The organism is Gilliamella sp. LMG 34359, assembly GCF_984569085.1.
In genome coordinates this window covers 381,961-400,626 of record NZ_OZ474906.1, presented here as the reverse complement: position 1 = coordinate 400,626, position 18,666 = coordinate 381,961, and the positions used below count along the sequence as shown (strand labels likewise).

Genomic DNA, 18,666 nt, shown 5'->3' with positions numbered 1-18,666 from the left:
TCTTAATTGGCATATGCTTGGAAAAGCATAAACAACACAGTTAATTTATTAATTTAATCAATTTATATTTTAATACTATTTGATCGATGTTTATGCAGAAAAAAAGTGATATTTGATAAATGGATTTTAAAAAACTAAAAAAAAGGAAGCGAAAAGCTTCCTTTTTTAAACGGTAATCTTAATGTTGAATTAACTAACGTTTAGTCATATTAAATTAATTATGCCTGTTGGAATAATGACATACTTTGTAACGACTTAAACGTGTATTGTGCTGCTTGTAAGTTGACTTGTAGCATCATATACTTTGAAATTTCTTCATACCAATCAACATCTTCAATCAAACTAATTTGTGTTTCAAATTCATTATCTAAAGCTTTTCCATGCATAGTTAGTCGTTCTAGTTCAGTTAATACATTACCACCTGCCGCTCTAACAGTTGATATGTTTTCAAACGAATTAGCGATCCCTTGACTGGCTTTGGACAAATTATCTCTAAATTGTGCAATCGCCGCGGGATTAGAACTATCGATACCAGTTTCTAACGCTTCTAATGCATAATCAATACTGGCAAAAATATTACTTTCAGCATTAGGATTAGCACCTGTCATAAAAATTTGAGAGCCAGTAAAACTTAATGACACTTCATGCGTCTCATCGATAAAAACATTAATGTTTGCTGAACCGCCTACATAACTAACTTGACCGGCACTGATAACAAAAGGCGGAGTGTCATTTTTATAACCAGCAAACAGATAATTACCATTAGCATCTTTGGCATTAGCTAAAGAAAATAACTCTTCTTTTAATCCTTTTAGTTTATCGGCTAAATTTAATCTATCTAAATCTGTTAACGTTTCATCACCGGCATAAACTAATGTCTCTTGGATTGAATGTATAACAGTATTTGCTTCTTGTAATACTGTTTCTTGGCGACTCAATGAGTCATTAGCATTTTCGCGAGCTGATTGAAATTGATCATTTCTTGATTGAGCCTGTTTTAGGATTAATGATTGTGATGAGCCAATAGGATCATCAGAAGGTGCTAATATTTTTTTACCTGTTGATAAATGTGAACCTGACTCTTGCCATTTTACATTAGTATTTGTAATACTTGTTAAATGTTTTTGAAACATTAAATTAGTACTAATACGCATAACGAAATCCTTTTATTATTTAGCTAAACCTAAAATGGTATCAAATATTACTGTTGCCGTATCAATGATTCTTGCATTAGCTTGGTAATAACGCATATAAACTTGCATCGAAATATATTCTTCTTCAATATCAACACCCGAAATTTCTTGATTTTGTGCATTAATCTCTTGTGCAATATTCTGACTAGATTGTGCAGAAACTTTGGCTGTATGCGTTTGACCACCTACATAACTAACTAATGCGTTATACGCAGTACTTAAAGTTTTGGTACCATTAATTAGTTTTTCATTTTGTATATCTAGCAATTTAATTACATTACGGTTATCGCCATGACCATTTTCACTATCATTAATACCTGTTGCTAGCTTATTCACATCTTTAACTAATAACTCTAGTGATGATGCTATATCGGCAACAGGTTTAATTAAGATGCTATCCCCTACGACTGGTGTGCCACTTATTGCAATAGATAATCCATCAAACTCTAAAGTACTACCGACAACACGTGGTGTAATTTGCTGGTTATCAGATTGTCTGATTACCACCCAGTCGCTGCCATTAAATTCAATCTTATAATTAGACGCTTTTACCTCAGTTACTGACGTATAACTAACCGCTGCCGTCGCATTACCCTGATTTCGAGAATTAACAATACTACTAGGTTTATGATAATCAAATAATTTCTCGCCTGCGACACCATTTACATCAACACCTGACATATGTACTTCATTAAAGCGTTCTGCTAAATTTAATGCGATCAAACCTAATTGGTTACGAGCTTCAGTAAGCGGTCCATCACGAAGAGATAACAATCCATTTAGTCGACCAGATGCGATATTTTTACTTGTTAATTCTTGAGTAGCCCCTGAATTATGTCTGTAAATAATCGCGTTTAAAGATGGATCATCTTTAGACGGTTGTACAGATAACAGATTTACTGATGATCCTTGAACTAAATTTAAACCATTAGGCAATGAAATATTATATTGTCCATTTTGCTCAGTAACGGTTATTCCAATCATTTCGTATAATTCATTAACCAATTGATCACGTTGATCAAGTAATGCATTTGGTTCATTACCATTACCTACAGCTTCTAATCTTGCAATTTTCTGATTAAGTTCAGCAACTTGTTGAAGACGAAAGTTAACTTCATTAACATTATTTACAATATCAGAATTGATATCGGCAATCTGATTTTTTAAATTCAATTCAGTTTTATTAAATTGACTAACTAAAGAGGTAAGATCATTAATGACTGATTGTTTAATTGCTAAATCGCCAGCATTTGAAGAGAGTTTATTTAGACTTGCAAACAGGTTATTTAATTGCGAAGAAATACTGCTATCATTATCAACTAATAAATTATCAATTTTTGACAACTCACTATAATAAGACTTCATCGCACCATTTTGCGATTGTGCCTGACGTAATTGATCAACGACCAAGCCATTAAAGACTCGATTCGTTGCTGAGATCGCTACACCGTTACCAACAAATCCAAAATTATATTTCGTTTCCATTGCTGGACGTAAAATTTGTTGTTGACGATTATAACCAACTGTATGCGTATTGCTGATATTATTGCTTATTACATTAAGCATATTTTGTGCTGCGTTTAATCCACTAATACCTGAATTCAACAATGAACCTGCCATAAAAGCTCCTAAATAAAAATTTAGTCAACAATAAAACTTATTAACTTAAAGGTTTATTCCTTGTATCGGACTAAAATCATAAAACTTTAGTTTTTTTTAGATAAAATTGGATTTTTAATTAATTTTAATTTTTAGCACATTCAATAAATTATAGTTATTGATATTATTCTGATTGATTTTGTTTAAAATGTTTTAAAAAATCAATACCTGTCATCGTATTTTCTTCTTCAATATATTTTTGAGCAGATTTATTCAAAATCAAAATACTTATACGACGATTTGCATCTTTACTGTAAGTAGAATTATTTAAACCAACCGTATCAGCTAACGCAATGATTCGAATAATCTTATTTGAATCTAATCCACCAGCAATGAGTTCTCGTCTGGATGAATTTGCTCTATCTGCTGACAATTCCCAGTTACTATAACCACGATCACCAGTTATATACTGACGCTCATCGGTATGACCAGATAGAGTCATTTTGTTAGGTAACGAATTAATTATTGGCGCTAATGCGTATAAAATCTCTTGCATATTAGGGTGAATAACTGCACTACCAACATCAAACATCGGCTTATCGTCAGTGGCTAAAATCTGGATTCTTAACCCCATTTCAGTTAGCTCAATAATAAGATTAGCCGCTAATTTTTGTAATCTAGGATCTAATTCAAATTCTTCATAAATCTTACGAGCGGTCTCAATTAGCTTATTTCGCTCATCTTCATCAGGATCTGACTTAATTAGTTCGTCATTTATTGGGTTTTCGTTTTCTTCGCCTGAATCTTTAGTGACATCATCGCCACCACCAGGTATAGGACTATTACTGTCACTAACGTTCTTGCCACCATTATGACCAAGTATCAACGGTGTTCTAAAGTATTCTGCAATCCCATGTAATTCTGTTGGACTTGATTTAGTTATCAACCATAACACTAAAAAAAGCGCCATCAAGGCGGTCATAAAGTCAGCATAGGCAATCTTCCATGAACCATTATGATGAGAAATGCCATGCTTGGACTTCTTTTTAGAAATAATTATTTTTAATGATTTATTTTTCATTATTCTCTATTTTCTTTTGAGTTAGCGTTTTTATCTTTCACTTCTTGAATATATTTCTCTAATTCAAAGAAAGAAGGTCGTTCATGCGAAAAAATAGTTTTTCGACCAAACTCAATACAAATTTGTGGCGCATAGTCATGCATACTGGCAATAAGAATAACTTTTATACATTCTAAGATTTTTACTGTATCAGCATTTTTTTGCCTTAATAAAGCAGCCAACGGTGAAACAAATCCATATGCAAGCAAAATACCTAAAAAGGTTCCAACCATGGCATGGGCAATAAGCTCACCCAACTCATTAGCTGGTCTGTCTGCTTGTGCTAATGTATTAATAACACCCATAACCGCCGCTACGATCCCAAAAGCTGGCAACCCATCACCAACACAAGAAATGGCATAAGCCGGTTTTTCTAACTCATTAGTACAAGTTTCTATTTCCTCATTCATTAAGGCTTCAATTTCGTACACATCGGTATTTCCACTGATCATTAATCGAAAATAATCAGTAATAAAATCACAGATTTGCGGATTGGCCAAAATGAGTGGATATTTTTTAAATAACGCACTCTCTTTTGGATTATCAATATCTTGCTCAATCGATAACCCGCCATTTTGACGTACTTTAGTTAGAAGGTTGTACATTAAATTAATTAATGTTAAATAAAGGGCTTTATTATAATTTGAGGTTTTAAATAAACTACCCAATGATTTAATTGTTGCTTTTATCGCTTTTTTTTCATTACTCACTATGAAAGCACCAATAGCCGTACCACCAATTATGAGAAACTCTAATGGTTGAAAAAGTACTGCCAAATACCCTCCAGTTAACACGTAACCCACTAAAGCAGAAGCGATAACTACAATATATCCTATTATTATTAGCATTGGCTCTCTTTTATCTCCATAAACATAAAATATAACTAATTTATTTTTGATTAATTGTAAATTTTACCTAAATCATCATCTGATTTGCTGTAACCAAATTGAATGCGCTAGGTATTGATAAAACTTTTAAACATTTTTCTTTGTTCTCAGCCTGAGTTTTACTATTTTTTTCTGCCCTTGAAGGAGGTTGGCATAAACTGCAAATAAAGCTATTAAGCGGCTGGTAAGCATGAGTGATAAAGCGACCTTTACACTCTTTACAACATGATTGCTGCATAACATTACTTTCAACAAATTTAACTAAAATCCATGCGCGGGTTAATCCCAAAACAGGCTCTTCATCACTTGGCACAGAACATTGTTCTAAATAGAGCTCATAAGCTTTAACAATGGCATGAACACCAGATTTAGTGCCATGCTTCACTAAAAAATGGTAAGCATTATAAAACATACTTGAATGAATATTGGGCTCCCAAGTCATAAACCAAGTTGTTGAAAAAGGCAATAAACCTTTAGGTGGAGGGCATCCTTGAATTTCTTTGTAGAGTTTAATTAACTTTCCGCGACTTAAATTGGTTTCACTTTCCAACATTTGAATTCTAGCGCCAAGAGTAATTAATCGAATAGCTAATTGAACTTCTTTATATTCTTGAATAATACTTGTGCCACTCATCTTACCATTTACCTACTTATTAATAGAATCTAAAAGCAAGCTTGATAGAAGGATCCCTGTATGCATCTGCTTTATATCACTAATGCGAGACTCTTCAGTTAATTTTTCAATCATTGCTGAATTTTTAAATCGAAATTGAAAAGTTAATTGATTAGTTTCCGATAAAACCAACATTTGAGAAGCACTTAAATTACTCAAAATATCTGCGGTTTTCTCATCTATACCTAATCGATACATTGCCATCACTTTATCTTTTTCAATCATCCGTTGGCTTAATAAAAGTGTTGAAAGATTCAAATGATGTATACATTTCAAAACATCATCATCTTGTATATTTCCCAATTTAACCACCACAATCCATATCCTTTATTGTGCGCAAAAAAAACGCAAAATTAATAAAAATACAGCTTATATTCTTTATATTGGTTAAAGTTACATTTTTAAAAGCGAAAGGTCAATAAAAAAATCATTTCAATTTATTTTCAATTTATTTTTTAATTTTTTTCTTTTTTTTATTTTTTTTTAATATATTATATTTTACTCTGTATCCGTTTTATAGCTTGACTATGTAATTGACTAACCCGAGATTCACTAATATCTAACACTTTGCCAATCTCTTTTAAATTCAACTCTTCTTGATAATAAAGCACTAAAACCATCTTTTCTTTTTCAGGTAAATTATCAATTTGCTCAACGATAATATTGCGCGTTTCATCATTTATGATGGAAGAAAAAGGGTTGTTATCTATATCCGTCTCGATCAGTGCATCCAAATTATCGCCTAATTTTGTTTGTACTTCATCGAAAGAACAGATTTGGCTATAGTTTGAATCTAATAATACTTTATGGTACTCACTAAGCGACAATTGCATATGTGCAGCTATCTGGTGATCATTAGGCGGAACACCTAAGACTTGCTCTAACTCGTTAATGGCATTAGTAACATCTTTAATTTTTTTGCGAGTTTGCCTTGGTAGCCAATCTCGACTACGCAACTCGTCTAACATTGCTCCCTTTATTCTAGGAATAGCAAATGTGGTAAAAGTATAACCTTGTGAAGCATCATAACGCTTTATCGTGTCTAATAAACCAATATAGCCAACTTGCAATAAATCATCAAGTTCAATAGTTATTGGTAAACGAACAGCCAATTTTAACGCTTCATTACGAACTAGATAAATATACTGTTGCCAATCAATTTGATTCACTACACCTTGAGAGTTATACAAGCTATCACTCATTTCCTGAACCAATGTAAAAAAATGCCAGCAGATATTATGACAATAATTGCCTGAATTAATGTCAAGAATAAGATATTAAAAAATAGGTAATTACCATTATTAGCAATAATGGTATCAAAATACCATTATTGCTATATTACCAAATTAGAATAGTTAAAATTCTAGAGATATACCTTATTGTAATAATGCTAATACATTTTGTGGTATTTGGTTAGCTTGAGATAATACTGCAGTACCTGCTTGTTGTAAAATTTGATTACGAGTCATTTCAGATACTTCTACAGAGTAGTCTGCATCTTCAATACGGCTACGCGCAGCACTAAGATTATTTACAGTATTGGTGATATTAGATATAGTTGACTCAAAACGATTTTGTACGGCACCTAAGTCTCCACGTAATACTGTAATTACTTTTAACGAATTATCAAGTATCGCTAAGTAACCCGCTGATTGAAATCCCGTCGCCGTAACATCAATACCGTCTATATTTAAAGAGGTACTATCAGTTTTTAATGATCCCAAATTGACAGTAATAATTTGATCATCTTTTGCACCTACTTGAATATTCAGTGTACCGCCATCTTTTAATACTTGTTTTCCATTAAACGAAGTTTGATCTATTATACGCGTTACTTCAGCTCTACGTTGACTGATTTCAGATTGAATTGATGCAAGATCTTCAGTATCATTAGAACCGTTTAGCGCTTGGACAGTTAACTCACGAATACGTTGTATATTACTAGTGATTTCCTCTAATGCCCCTTCAGCAGTTTGTGAAATTGAAATACCGTCGTTTGCATTACGTGCAGCCTGAGTTAAACCACGAATATTTGCTGTAAAACGAGTCGCAATCGATTGACCTGCGGCATCATCTTTAGCGCTGTTAATACGTAAACCAGATGATAAGCGCTCAATTGCAGTTGAAAGCGCATTTTGTGATTTATTAAGATTAAATCTTGTTTGTAAAGACATAGTATTGGTATTAATTACCTGAGCCATTTTTTATCTCCTTTAATATAATTAGTAAGATCAACGGGATATTGAAAAATTACTCAATATTCTTGCTGATGGTTTAGTTATCGGTATAAAAAAAGGAAACTTTAATATTTTTTAGCTTGAATAAATTTAATCCGCAAAAATTAGCAGCCAAATTAATAACATTATTAATAAAATTCATATTGTTATTTAAATTTTACTTGCTAAAAAAATAAACACTTTTTTACCAAGCAATCACCATTTTTTCTTTCCTTATTAATAAATTTACTATCCAAACTAAACTTTTTATAATTTTGGTCGATAATTTGAAGGATACAAGAATTCACAATAGGATAATTAATCATGGCAATGAATTTATTAGGAGTTGGTTCTGGTTTAGATTTAAATGGAATATTAGATAAATTAGAAGCTGCTGAAAAAAATCGCCTAGCCCCAGTAAAAGCACAACAAAAAACAGTTAATAATAAAATAAGTGGCTTTGGTAAATTAAAAAGTGCACTATCAACATTCAACAGTGCAACAGCAAAATTGCAAAAAAAAGAGCTATTCCAAGCGCGCACAGTGGTAGGCAGTGATAACTACTTTACTAGCACTGTAAGTAGTAATGCACAATTAGGTAATTATGTGATTAATGTGGAACAACTTGCCACAGCTCACAGCGTTACCACCAACGCCGTTAATGATAAAAATACCGCGTTAGGCAATAACAACGCTACACGCACAATCACCATTCAACAAGCCAATGGCAACCGGTTAGATATCTCATTAGCTGAAAATGAAACTTCTTTAGAATCGATAGCTAACGCAATTAATCAAGCCCAGATTGTTAATGCAGATGGTTCAACCAGTGATTCAACCGTAAATGCGACGATTGTACGTTCAGGAACCAATAGTTATCAGCTAGTTATCACATCGAAAGAAACCGGCGAACAACAAGCCATCACGTCTATATCATCAGATGATAGTAACCTCAATTCATTAATTGGTTTTGATATTAATCAACCAAGTTCATCGGCAATGAGTCAGGTAGTTGAAGCTAAAAATGCCAAATTTAACTTTAACGGTATTGCTATTAATAGTAGTTCCAATACAGTTAAAGATGTTATCCCTGGTGTTGATATCAATTTAAAAGCGGTAACAACCATCCCACAAAATTTAACTATCACGGCCGACAATGAAAAAGCTCAAGAGGCACTTAAAGAGTGGGTAGAGGCTTTTAATCAGTTAAAATCAACCATGTCAACCTTAACTAAATTTACTCCTAGTGAAGCTAATTCAGATAAATTGAATGATGATAATGGTCCACTGATTGGTAATTCAACACTACGTAACATAGATCAAAGTATTCGTTCAATATTTGCTAAAGGTCAAACTGGCGAATTTTCAGTATTGGCACAAATTGGTATAAATATGGACACCAATGGTAATTTGGTTATTAAAGAAAACCAGCTAGAACAAGTACTTAAGGAAAACAGTGAAGCGGTAGCAACTTTATTTACCGGTAATGGTGAAACGGGTATAGCTAACGAAATTTTTGCTAAAGTCAGTAGCTTCATCGACAAAAATGGTACGATTGATAATGCAACTGATGGTTTAAATACCACCTTAAAATCATTAGATAAACGCTATGAGCAGATCAATGATTCCATTGACAAAACGGTTGATATTTATCGAGCGCAATTTACTCGATTAGATGTATTAATCAATGAATTAAATAGTTTGAGTACTTACTTAACTTCCCAATTTGATATGATGGCGAATATGAAAAAATAAAGGATAACACAATGTATAAAATGGGATCTCAAGCTTATAAACAAGTTGATTTAGAAACCAGTGTTAGTCAATCTTCGCCTCACCAGCTTATTGTTTTGTTATTTGACGCTGCTCTTAATGCCATACAATTAGCTGGTTTATATATAGAAAAGGGCGATATTGCTGGTAAAGGAGAAGCCATTTCAAAAGCAATTAATATCATTGATAATGGACTTAAGAGTTGCCTTGATTTAGAAAAAGGCGGTGAAATTGCTGAAAATTTAGATGAGTTGTATCACTATATTATTCAGCAACTGGTTTTGGCTAATTTACACAGTGATAAACAAAAACTACAACTTTGTTTCGATTTGCTTGATAACATTGCGCAAGCTTGGCGAAAAATAGCAGAATAATGAGAGTATCAGTTTTGAATGCCAATTTATTATTAGAACAATATGAACAACTTAATTATGTTGTTGAACAGATGCTAGATAATGCGCAACAAGAAAATTGGGAATCATTAATCAATTTACAAGCTAAATATCATCAATTAGCCGAAAATATCCAGCTAAATGATGATATAGATCTTATTAATGATATACCATCATCGCAGCAAGATAGTATTCGAATGTATATCAAGAATATCCTTAGCTATCAACTGCAACTAGAAAAGTTAATTCATAGGCGGCATAGTGAACTAGCTGAACTAATTGGTGAACAAGTTGATTATCAAACTAAAATAGATAGTTATCAAAAAATAGCTAACTTAGTATAAGTTAATACCATTGGCTTAATTAGTTAACTAATTAAAAATAGATAACATATTATTGAGGAAAAGGTTTTTGAGTTATTTTCGTGAGCTAATATCCTTTTCCTCAAACTTTTTTATTTATCAATTTTAATTAAATTGAAGCATGCCCTTACTCATACCAATAATAAAAATACTTCACAATAATTTACATATTTTAATAGACACAACAGGTGGTGACGGGCTTCACTATAATAACATCCCCAAAAGGCTCTACTTTTGTATAAATTATTTAACCCTTTTTATCTTAGGTATTTTTATTAGTCTTTCATTCGATCCCTTGCTAAAAATATGGCTTGATAAATAACAAGATATAACTAAATTTTTAAATAACTAGCCATAGCAAAAGTTTAAATACAGACACACAAGCCTATATTTGTTAATTAGTTGATATACTAAATAGTAATTAACCGACAACTACTATTATTTTTTTCAACCCTTTTCTATCATTTGCAATTAAATCTATATGAAGATCAAGTTATAGCCATTATATACAAAATAATAAAAAGGCTATTAATTTTAGATCACTGTTTTAAAATACGATAACGATAAATTCGTCACAATCCGTATCAGCTTTATATAAATGAAAAACAAATTAAAGATTTAAATTACAACAAGATGGGGGAAGGAGAAGTAGACTGACTATTTTTAGTCAATAAAAATAGTCATATTAAACCAACATTTTTATAAAAATTGGCAACGCGTTAATGATACTATTTAAATCTAAACACTATCGATTAACTTGAACGTTACCAATCGAATAAAGATCTAAACATTCATATTCATGATTTCTTGATATGCTGCCACTAGTTTATTACGAACTTGAACACCAAATTGTAAAGAAACAGAAGACTTTTGCATACTAACCATAACTTCATTCAATGAGATATTCGGTTCTCCCATTTCAAAAGCTCTAGCTTGCTTACTAGCCTCTATTTGTGTTTGACTTATTTTATCTAATGCCATTTTTAATTCAGCAACAAAACTATATTTGTCGTTTATTGGTTGTTCTGCTGAAAAACCTAGATTGGTTAATATTGCAGGGTTAAAAGCCTCGATACTATTCATAATAACAAAGTTCACTTTTATTCTTCTTAATCAGATTAGCAGCTAAATTATCATAAAGATAATAATCTAAAAGCGATAACTAAAGGGTAAAGAGTGTGCTTTTTTAGCTATTGATTTTTTTAAATACACAGATAATAAACCATAGAATTAATCTAACCTGTTTAGAATTGGGAAACATATGGATAGCCAGACTGAGGGTAACAAAGGCGAATCAATATTGAATAAGTTACCGTTTATCAATCAATTAAAACAAAATCAAAAAATGCTTCTCCTTATTATAGGGGTAGTTTTAATTGCTATAAGTAGTATTGCCTATTTATGGCTTAAAAGCGATAATTATGGTGTCTTATTTAGTAATTTAAATGAGAAAGATGGCGGTGAAATTATTAGCCAACTTGATAAGATGAATATTCCTTATAAATTTTCATCTTCAGGCACTGCCATCTTAGTTCCAGAAAATAAAATTTATGATACTCGCCTACGCGTTGCTCAAATGGGCTTACCAAAAGGTGGCTCTATCGGTTTTGAACTACTCGACAAAGAAAGTTTTGGGATGAGTCAGTTCAATGAACAAATCAACTATCAACGAGCATTAGAAGGCGAACTATCTAGAACGATTTCAATCATCAGTAGTGTTGATGATGCCAGAGTCCATTTGGCAATGCCAAAACCCTCTTTATTCGTTAGAGAGAGAAAATTCCCTTCCGCATCAGTCGCATTAACGTTATTACCAGGTCGTAGTTTATCACAAGGCCAAATTGATGCCATTATTCATTTAGTTTCGAGCAGTGTACCGGAACTACAAGCGGATAAAGTGACTATCATCGATCAAAACGGTAATTTATTAACGGGTGAAAAATACCGTGACGCTATTGTTAATGTTGCTCAACTTGAGTACAGCGAACGTATTGAAAATTCAATCCGTGAACGAGTAGAAAAAATTATTATACCGATTTTAGGTAAACAGAATGTTAAGGTTCAAGTCAATGCTGAGATTGATTTTAGTCGCCAAGAATCAACATCTGAAATCTATGATCCTAATAGTGATGAAGCCCATCAGACTATTCGCAGTAAACAACAAGTGCAGAACCAAGAGATAGCTTCTAGTGGTACTATAGGCGGTGTGCCAGGCGCTTTATCTAATCAACCAGTGCCGACGCCAAGTGCTCCAATTGATGGAGAAGCGGCAAATGATAAAGACGGCAAACAAAAAATGTATCATTCACAGTCGAATAGTACATTGAATTTTGAAGTTAATCGCCAAGTTGTTCACAGCAAAATACCAGAAGGACGTATCAAGCGTTTATCAGTAGCTGTTTTAGTTAATTATAAATTTATCACAGCCGATGAAGCCGAATCTTTAAATGAAGAAAATTCAGAAAGCGAAAATTACCCAACCGATCAATGGGTAAAATTAAATGAAAAAGAACTAACGCATATTGAAGCGCTTGCCCGTCAAGCAATGGGCTTTTCTGACTCGCGTGGAGATTCATTAACGGTAGCTAATATGAAATTCACTGATCAAATTGATGATAGCGACAAAACCCCATTTTTCCAATCACATGAAGTTTTCGACTTTTTGAAAACACTAATAAAATATCTGACTTTAATTTTCATTATTTGGTTGGCATGGCGTAAAGTGTTACGTTCGGTATGGCTCAAAATCCAAAGACAATACCTTATTAAAACTGATAACACCTCAGTTGATAGTCCAATAATAACTGAAGATAAGCTTGATTATAAAGCTCACAGTAAACTACAACAGAAAATTCTTGAAGATAATATGCAACAACAGCAATACATTCGAAAAATTGTCGAAAAAGATCCTCGCGTAATGGCATTAATTATACGTGGTTGGATGAATAAGAAGGACACCAAGTAATGAGTTTAACTGAATCTCAAAAAGCAGCGACAATTTTAATGATCTTAGGTGAAGAGTTAGCTGCAAAAGTAATGCAATATTTAAATCAGAAAGAGGTACAACAAATTAGTAGTGCCATGATGGGGTTACCACAATTAACTCAAGAACAACTTAAAAATATTCTTAATGAGTGTCAAACCGCGCTTGATGATTGCGCTGTATTAAATACTGACACTAACAGTTATTTGCGAACAATCCTTGAAAAATCACTTGGCACAGAAAAAGCTAGTCATATACTCGATGAACTGTTAGGTAATAATATTGAAGATACCACAGATGGTTTAAAAATGCTCAATTATGTAGAAGCAGCTCAAGCTGTTGATTTAATCGAGAAAGAACATCCGCAAATTATTGCTACTATATTAGTTCACTTGAACCGTGAATTAGCTGCTGATATTTTAAATCTATTTGATGACGATTTACGCAATGACGTAATGGTACGTATTGCAACCTTTGGTGGGGTAGAACCTTCTGCATTAGAAGTGTTATCAACATCATTATCAACCTTACTACATGGACAAAATGTGAAGCTTAACAATATGGGTGGCATCCGCACCGCAGCAGAAATCATTAATCTAATGAAATCGCAGCAAGAAGGACTTGTTATCAATGCGATACGTGAATATGACGATGAACTTTCACAAAAAATTATTGATGAAATGTTCTTGTTTGAAAATCTGGTTGATGTTGATGATAAGAGTATCCAACGTCTCATCAAAGAAGTGGATAATGAAACTTTAATCATTGCTATGAAGGGTGCGACAGAGCCATTACGCGAAAAAATATTATCAAATATGTCACAACGTGCTGCGTCGATATTGCGCGAAGATTTACAAAACAGACCGCCTGTACGCTTATCACAAGTTGAATCTGAACAGAAGAAAATTTTGGAAATTGCTCGTCGTTTAGCTGAAACAGGTGAGATAATACTAAGTAATGATGATGAAGAATATGTATAACCAAAATAATTCATCAAGTTGGAAACCGCTACACTTCCAAGATTTAGCGCTAACCGAACAACCAGCATCATCAACTAACCAACAAAAAACGGAAGAGTTGGAAGAGAGCGAGCATCAGCCTGAAGCAGAAATGCAAGAGGAGGCTGATGATGCTATTGATATTAATAGCCCTGAAATAGTGCTAGAATTAGAAAATATTAAACAACAAGTAAGAGAAGAAGCCTATCAAGAAGGCTTCAGTGCGGGCAAACAAACTGGCTACGAACAAGGGTTAGAAATTGGTCAACAGGAAGGTCGTGAAAAAATAGAGCAACAACTAACCGAAGAAAAATTAAAAACTTTAGATATAATCAAAAGGTTAGCAGATAGTTTTCAACAATCTATTAATCAAATTGATGAAAAAATTGTACCAAAACTGTTTGATTTAGCTTTAATCGCCGCCCAAAAGACGATTGGTTCGCTATCCGAAGTTGAGCAAAGACAATTAATGCATACCATAAAATCATTAATTGAACAAAACACTGTTGTTAATCCACCGATTGTGGTAAAAGTAAATCCAAAAGATTTTTTATGGCTTGAACCACTGATAGATGAGCAATTGCAACAAAATGAATGGCAGTTTATTGCCGATGCTAATATTGAATTGGGTGGTTGCAGAATATTTACCCAAACTAATGAAATCGACGCCAGTGTAACTACTCACTGGCAAATCATTTCAGATAGTGTGCATGGAGATGAGCATTAAAGTGGAATTTTGTACACAATGGGCAACTAAAATTGAAAGTGCGAAACAGAAATTACAATCTGCATCATTGATTCGCCAATATGGTCGATTAGTTAAAGCTTCAGGCCTAGTTTTAGAAGCCGTTGGTCTAAAATTACCATTAGGATCCAACTGTTTTGTTGAACGACAATTAGATGGAACCATCCAAGCTGTTGAGTGTGAAGTAATTGGTTTTAAAGGAAAAACTTTATATTTGATGCCATTTGAGTCTACCGACGGCATATTATTAGATGCTAGAGTTTACACATCACGATACGATTTAACTCATTTTAGCCACAAAGTTTTACCTTTAGGTATCGGTTTATTAGGTCGAATTGTTGATGCAATGGGAAAACCTCTCGATGGCAAACCACTACCTGAAAATATTGAATATGAAGGTTTAATCAATAAATCACTCAACCCACTAACAAGAGCTCCTATTCATCAAATTCTTGATGTTGGTATTCGTGCAATTAATGCTTTATTAACTGTTGGGCAAGGTCAGCGAATGGGACTCTTTGCTGGTTCTGGTGTGGGTAAAAGTGTTTTGCTCGGCATGATGGCTCGATATACCAAAGCCGATATAATAGTGGTTGGTTTAATCGGTGAACGAGGCCGAGAAGTAAAGGATTTTATTGAAAATATTTTAGGTGAAGAAGGTTTAGCACGCTCAGTCGTTGTTGCTGCACCAGCCGATGTATCGCCATTATTACGTTTACAAGGTGCAGCATACGCCACGAAAATCGCTGAAAATTTTCGTGATCAAGGATTTAATGTCTTACTCATCATGGATTCCTTAACTCGATACGCCATGGCACAACGTGAAATAGCCTTAGCAATCGGCGAACCACCAGCAACTAAAGGTTATCCACCATCGGTATTTGCCAAATTACCAGCATTAGTTGAAAGGGCCGGTAATGATGCAAAAGGTAAAGGTGCTATTACCGCTTTTTATACCGTGTTAACCGAAGGTGATGATCAACAAGATCCAATTGCTGATTCTGCCAGAGCGATCCTTGACGGTCATATTGTCTTATCCCGTTCACTTGCCGAATCAGGCCATTATCCTGCTATTGATATTGAAGCGTCAATCAGCCGAGTGATGACAGATCTCACTAAACCAGAAGATGAAAAAAAATCACGGGTATTTAAACAACTATTTTCAAGCTTCCAACGAAATCGTGATTTAATTAACGTTGGTGCTTATATACCAGGAACCGATCCTATATTAGATAAAGCCATATCACTTTATCCTGCTATGCAGCAATTTTTACAGCAAGGTATTTATGAGCATTGTAGTTATCAAGAGGCTTATCAACAATTAGTCAGTATTGTAGATTCAAACTGACAAATTAGGAAAGAATAATGAACAATCAATATAATAGTAAATTTGCCTTTTTAACATTAAAAAAGTTAGCTGAAAAATCAGTCGATGACAAATTGATAAAATTAAAATATGCGCACGACAACAAATGTAATGCTCAATCACAGCTTAATGTTTTAAATGATTATTATGAAGAATACCAACAACGCCTGAATGACGCTTTATCAAAAGGTATTAAAGGAGCGGAACTAAGTAATTTTAATTCGTTTCTTTCGGCAATAGAGCTAGGAATAGCACAACAGAAAAAGCTATTATTAACTTTAGACATTAAACAAAAACAGATTACTAATGAGCTTAATAAATCACAAAAAAGCCTCAAGACCTATACCACATTATTAGATAAACAAGATAAAAAACAAATGTTACAACAAAGTCGTCTACAACAAAAATTAACAGATGAATTTGCACAACAGCAGTTAACAAGGAGAATTTTGAATGAATATTAATAAACTTAGCGATATACCATTAATATCATCTCAGCCGTTGGAATTTAACGACAGCGAGTTATCTGTTATTGAAGACGATTTTTTTCGACAATTGTTACAATTCACTGAAAAACAGCAAGATTTAAGTGACAATAAAAAACTAATCAATTTAAACTTACTCAAAGAGAAGCTAAATAGAGAAGAAGATAGCAATAATAGTGATGAATTATTCATGCTGTTTGCATCACCACTTAATTTGCAAGCCGATCAAGAATCGACAATATCTATCACTAATAGACAGACTATTGAACAGATAGATGAAAGTAAACCATTGTTAAAAGGAAATACTAAGGCTGATGATTTACTTCTTGATGCCAAGCTTGCCAATAATGTAAAACAACCAACCAGTATCGATCAAAAAGCGGCAGAGATCCTTACTTCTATCAATAATAGTGAACAATTTATCAACAAAGCAAATGATCAGCATAAGACCTCAAAAAATATCAATTTAGTTGAATCGGCAAAAGCAGATCAAACTTTACCAAACAGCAACCTTACTAAGACTCAAAGCAGTAATAGCTTTAACAATTTACAACAAACCGTTGCCAACAATCTTGCTGATAACAAAATCATTAATTCTAATCAAGAAATAGCATTAGTAGCATCAGGAAATAGCCAAAATCTATTATCTACATCAACGCCAATTGCTGAAAAGCAACTTTTTGATAGCAATATCGCTAATACCAACCAAGAACCAACATTAGTGACAGCAGGAAGTAATCAAAATCAATTATCCACATCAACACCGATTACTGAAAAGCAACTTTTTGATAGCAATAGCGCTAATAACAATCAGAAATCGGTATTAGCAACAGCCGGAAATGGTCAAACACCATCGCCATTATCCACATCATCGGCAACGCTTGTTGATAGCAATATTGCTAATACTAACCAAGATCCTGCATTAGTTGCTCCAGAAAATAGCCAAACATCGGCAACGTTGGTTGATAGCAATATTGCCAATAGTAACCAAAAACCAGAATTAGTAACAGCGGAAAGTAATCAAAATCTATTACCTGCATCAGCATCGCTTTTTGAAAAACAATCTACTGATAGTAAAAGTGCCGATGCTAATCAAGAGCCAGATAGTCAAAATCTATTATCTACCTCAACTTCAATTTTTGAAAACCAAGTTATACAAAACAAAATCAATAATAGTAACCAAGAACCAGAATTAGTAACAGCGGTAAATGGTCAAAATCTATCAACAACGCCAACACCACTAGTTGAAAAACAGACAACATTAGACTTAAATTTACCGATGCCGATGGATATTACTAAATGGCAAACCGCATTAAATGAAAAAATTAGTTTAATTTGCCGTCAAGGTATTCAAAATGCCGAAATAAAATTACATCCGGAAGAACTTGGTTCACTACATATTAAATTAGCAATCATTGATGACAAGATGAACTTGCATATGGCTGTTGCTCATAATATGGTTAAAAACGTTTTAGAATCAGCTTTACCACAATTAAGAGCTTCATTGGAAGAACACGGTATTACATTACAACAGACCGATATCAGTGATTCTTCAATGATGAATGATTCCAAACAGTCTTCACCATATAAACAAGAACAACAATTTAAAACAGAACAGTTATTAAATGAAAAAAATCAATCTTTACCTAAACCTGAACATCGTTCAAATGTTACTCAATCAGGATTAAGTATTTTTGCCTAAATAATAGTATTTAAGAGAGAATTAGATTTGGATAGCTAAATATCAAAAAGGTTGAATAGGTAATGTTTTTACTGCCTATTCTTCAAATTAATTATTAAAGCATGATTTATTATTTTAGTAATTTTTTGATTATTTAGATAGTTATAAACATTTCGTTAAATTTCATTGAGAC

Annotated in this window: 18 protein-coding genes; 9 read left to right on the top strand and 9 right to left on the bottom strand. The window is 33.1% G+C overall.

Annotated elements, in window-relative coordinates; genetic code table 11:
- Positions 1–218 precede the first annotated feature (218 nt).
- The 8 genes from flgL to AC5LXV_RS01940 all read right to left on the bottom strand — a co-directional run bounded on the left by flgL (position 219) and on the right by AC5LXV_RS01940 (position 7,673).
- Entirely contained in the window at positions 219–1,154 is a 936-nt protein-coding gene (gene flgL / locus AC5LXV_RS01975) for a flagellar hook-associated protein FlgL (protein WP_493467241.1), read from the bottom strand.
- A gap of 15 nt (positions 1,155–1,169) precedes the next feature.
- Positions 1,170–2,813 (bottom strand): flagellar hook-associated protein FlgK, encoded by a 1,644-nt coding sequence (gene flgK, locus AC5LXV_RS01970; protein ID WP_493467240.1) that lies wholly within the window; start codon positions 2,811–2,813, stop codon positions 1,170–1,172.
- Between the two features lie 163 nt (positions 2,814–2,976).
- On the bottom strand, positions 2,977–3,873 hold the full coding sequence (gene motB, locus AC5LXV_RS01965) for a flagellar motor protein MotB (RefSeq protein ID WP_110434901.1): 897 nt from the start codon (positions 3,871–3,873) through the stop codon (positions 2,977–2,979).
- Positions 3,873–4,760 carry a flagellar motor stator protein MotA gene (motA, locus tag AC5LXV_RS01960; protein WP_110434902.1) on the bottom strand — a complete coding sequence of 296 codons (888 nt, stop codon included), beginning with the start codon at positions 4,758–4,760 and terminating at the stop codon, positions 3,873–3,875. The genes motB and motA overlap by 1 nt, the downstream gene beginning before the upstream one ends.
- Positions 4,761–4,827: 67 nt before the next feature.
- Entirely contained in the window at positions 4,828–5,433 is a 606-nt protein-coding gene (gene flhC / locus AC5LXV_RS01955) for a flagellar transcriptional regulator FlhC (RefSeq protein ID WP_493452710.1), read from the bottom strand.
- Positions 5,434–5,445: 12 nt separating this feature from the next.
- Complete coding sequence (flhD, locus tag AC5LXV_RS01950; protein WP_034883583.1) at positions 5,446–5,766, bottom strand: flagellar transcriptional regulator FlhD; 321 nt, start codon at positions 5,764–5,766, stop codon at positions 5,446–5,448.
- Between the two features lie 197 nt (positions 5,767–5,963).
- Positions 5,964–6,674, bottom strand: coding sequence for an RNA polymerase sigma factor FliA (locus tag AC5LXV_RS01945; protein ID WP_110434904.1), 711 nt, complete (start codon positions 6,672–6,674; stop codon positions 5,964–5,966).
- Positions 6,675–6,848: 174 nt separating this feature from the next.
- Positions 6,849–7,673, bottom strand: a complete 825-nt coding sequence (locus AC5LXV_RS01940) for a flagellin N-terminal helical domain-containing protein (protein ID WP_493467239.1) — start codon at positions 7,671–7,673, stop codon at positions 6,849–6,851.
- A gap of 339 nt (positions 7,674–8,012) precedes the next feature.
- Here AC5LXV_RS01940 and fliD point away from each other — a divergent pair, with 339 nt between their 5' ends.
- Genes fliD through fliT form a run of 3 tightly spaced genes read left to right on the top strand, consistent with a single transcriptional unit; the run spans position 8,013 to position 10,197 of the window.
- Positions 8,013–9,443 (top strand): flagellar filament capping protein FliD, encoded by a 1,431-nt coding sequence (fliD, locus tag AC5LXV_RS01935; protein WP_493467238.1) that lies wholly within the window; start codon positions 8,013–8,015, stop codon positions 9,441–9,443.
- 11 nt (positions 9,444–9,454) lie between these two features.
- Entirely contained in the window at positions 9,455–9,835 is a 381-nt protein-coding gene (fliS, locus tag AC5LXV_RS01930; protein ID WP_493467237.1) for a flagellar export chaperone FliS, read from the top strand.
- Positions 9,835–10,197 (top strand): flagellar protein FliT, encoded by a 363-nt coding sequence (fliT, locus tag AC5LXV_RS01925; RefSeq protein WP_493467236.1) that lies wholly within the window; start codon positions 9,835–9,837, stop codon positions 10,195–10,197. The genes fliS and fliT overlap by 1 nt, the downstream gene beginning before the upstream one ends.
- A gap of 801 nt (positions 10,198–10,998) precedes the next feature.
- On the opposite strand, the gene fliE is transcribed toward fliT, so the two are convergent.
- Positions 10,999–11,298 (bottom strand): flagellar hook-basal body complex protein FliE, encoded by a 300-nt coding sequence (gene fliE, locus AC5LXV_RS01920; protein WP_493460633.1) that lies wholly within the window; start codon positions 11,296–11,298, stop codon positions 10,999–11,001.
- A gap of 178 nt (positions 11,299–11,476) precedes the next feature.
- On the opposite strand from fliE, the gene fliF reads away from it, so the two are divergent.
- From fliF to AC5LXV_RS01890, 6 genes are read left to right on the top strand one after another with little or no spacing between them, the layout of a single operon-like run.
- Positions 11,477–13,180 carry a flagellar basal-body MS-ring/collar protein FliF gene (gene fliF, locus AC5LXV_RS01915; RefSeq protein WP_493467235.1) on the top strand — a complete coding sequence of 568 codons (1,704 nt, stop codon included), beginning with the start codon at positions 11,477–11,479 and terminating at the stop codon, positions 13,178–13,180.
- Positions 13,180–14,178: a flagellar motor switch protein FliG gene (gene fliG, locus AC5LXV_RS01910; protein WP_110434911.1), complete on the top strand. Its 999-nt coding sequence runs from the start codon at positions 13,180–13,182 to the stop codon at positions 14,176–14,178. The genes fliF and fliG overlap by 1 nt, the downstream gene beginning before the upstream one ends.
- The gene (locus AC5LXV_RS01905) at positions 14,171–14,923 is read left to right on the top strand and encodes a FliH/SctL family protein (RefSeq protein ID WP_493467234.1); all 753 of its coding nucleotides are present in this window, start codon (positions 14,171–14,173) and stop codon (positions 14,921–14,923) included. The genes fliG and AC5LXV_RS01905 overlap by 8 nt, the downstream gene beginning before the upstream one ends.
- Positions 14,913–16,289, top strand: a complete 1,377-nt coding sequence (fliI, locus tag AC5LXV_RS01900; RefSeq protein WP_110434913.1) for a flagellar protein export ATPase FliI — start codon at positions 14,913–14,915, stop codon at positions 16,287–16,289. Before AC5LXV_RS01905 ends, fliI begins: the two co-directional genes overlap by 11 nt.
- 17 nt (positions 16,290–16,306) lie before the next feature.
- A complete protein-coding gene (gene fliJ / locus AC5LXV_RS01895; RefSeq protein ID WP_110434914.1) occupies positions 16,307–16,771 on the top strand; it encodes a flagellar export protein FliJ in 465 nt (154 codons plus the stop codon).
- Positions 16,761–18,494, top strand: a complete 1,734-nt coding sequence (locus AC5LXV_RS01890; protein WP_493467233.1) for a flagellar hook-length control protein FliK — start codon at positions 16,761–16,763, stop codon at positions 18,492–18,494. Before fliJ ends, AC5LXV_RS01890 begins: the two co-directional genes overlap by 11 nt.
- Positions 18,495–18,666: the final 172 nt, after the last annotated feature.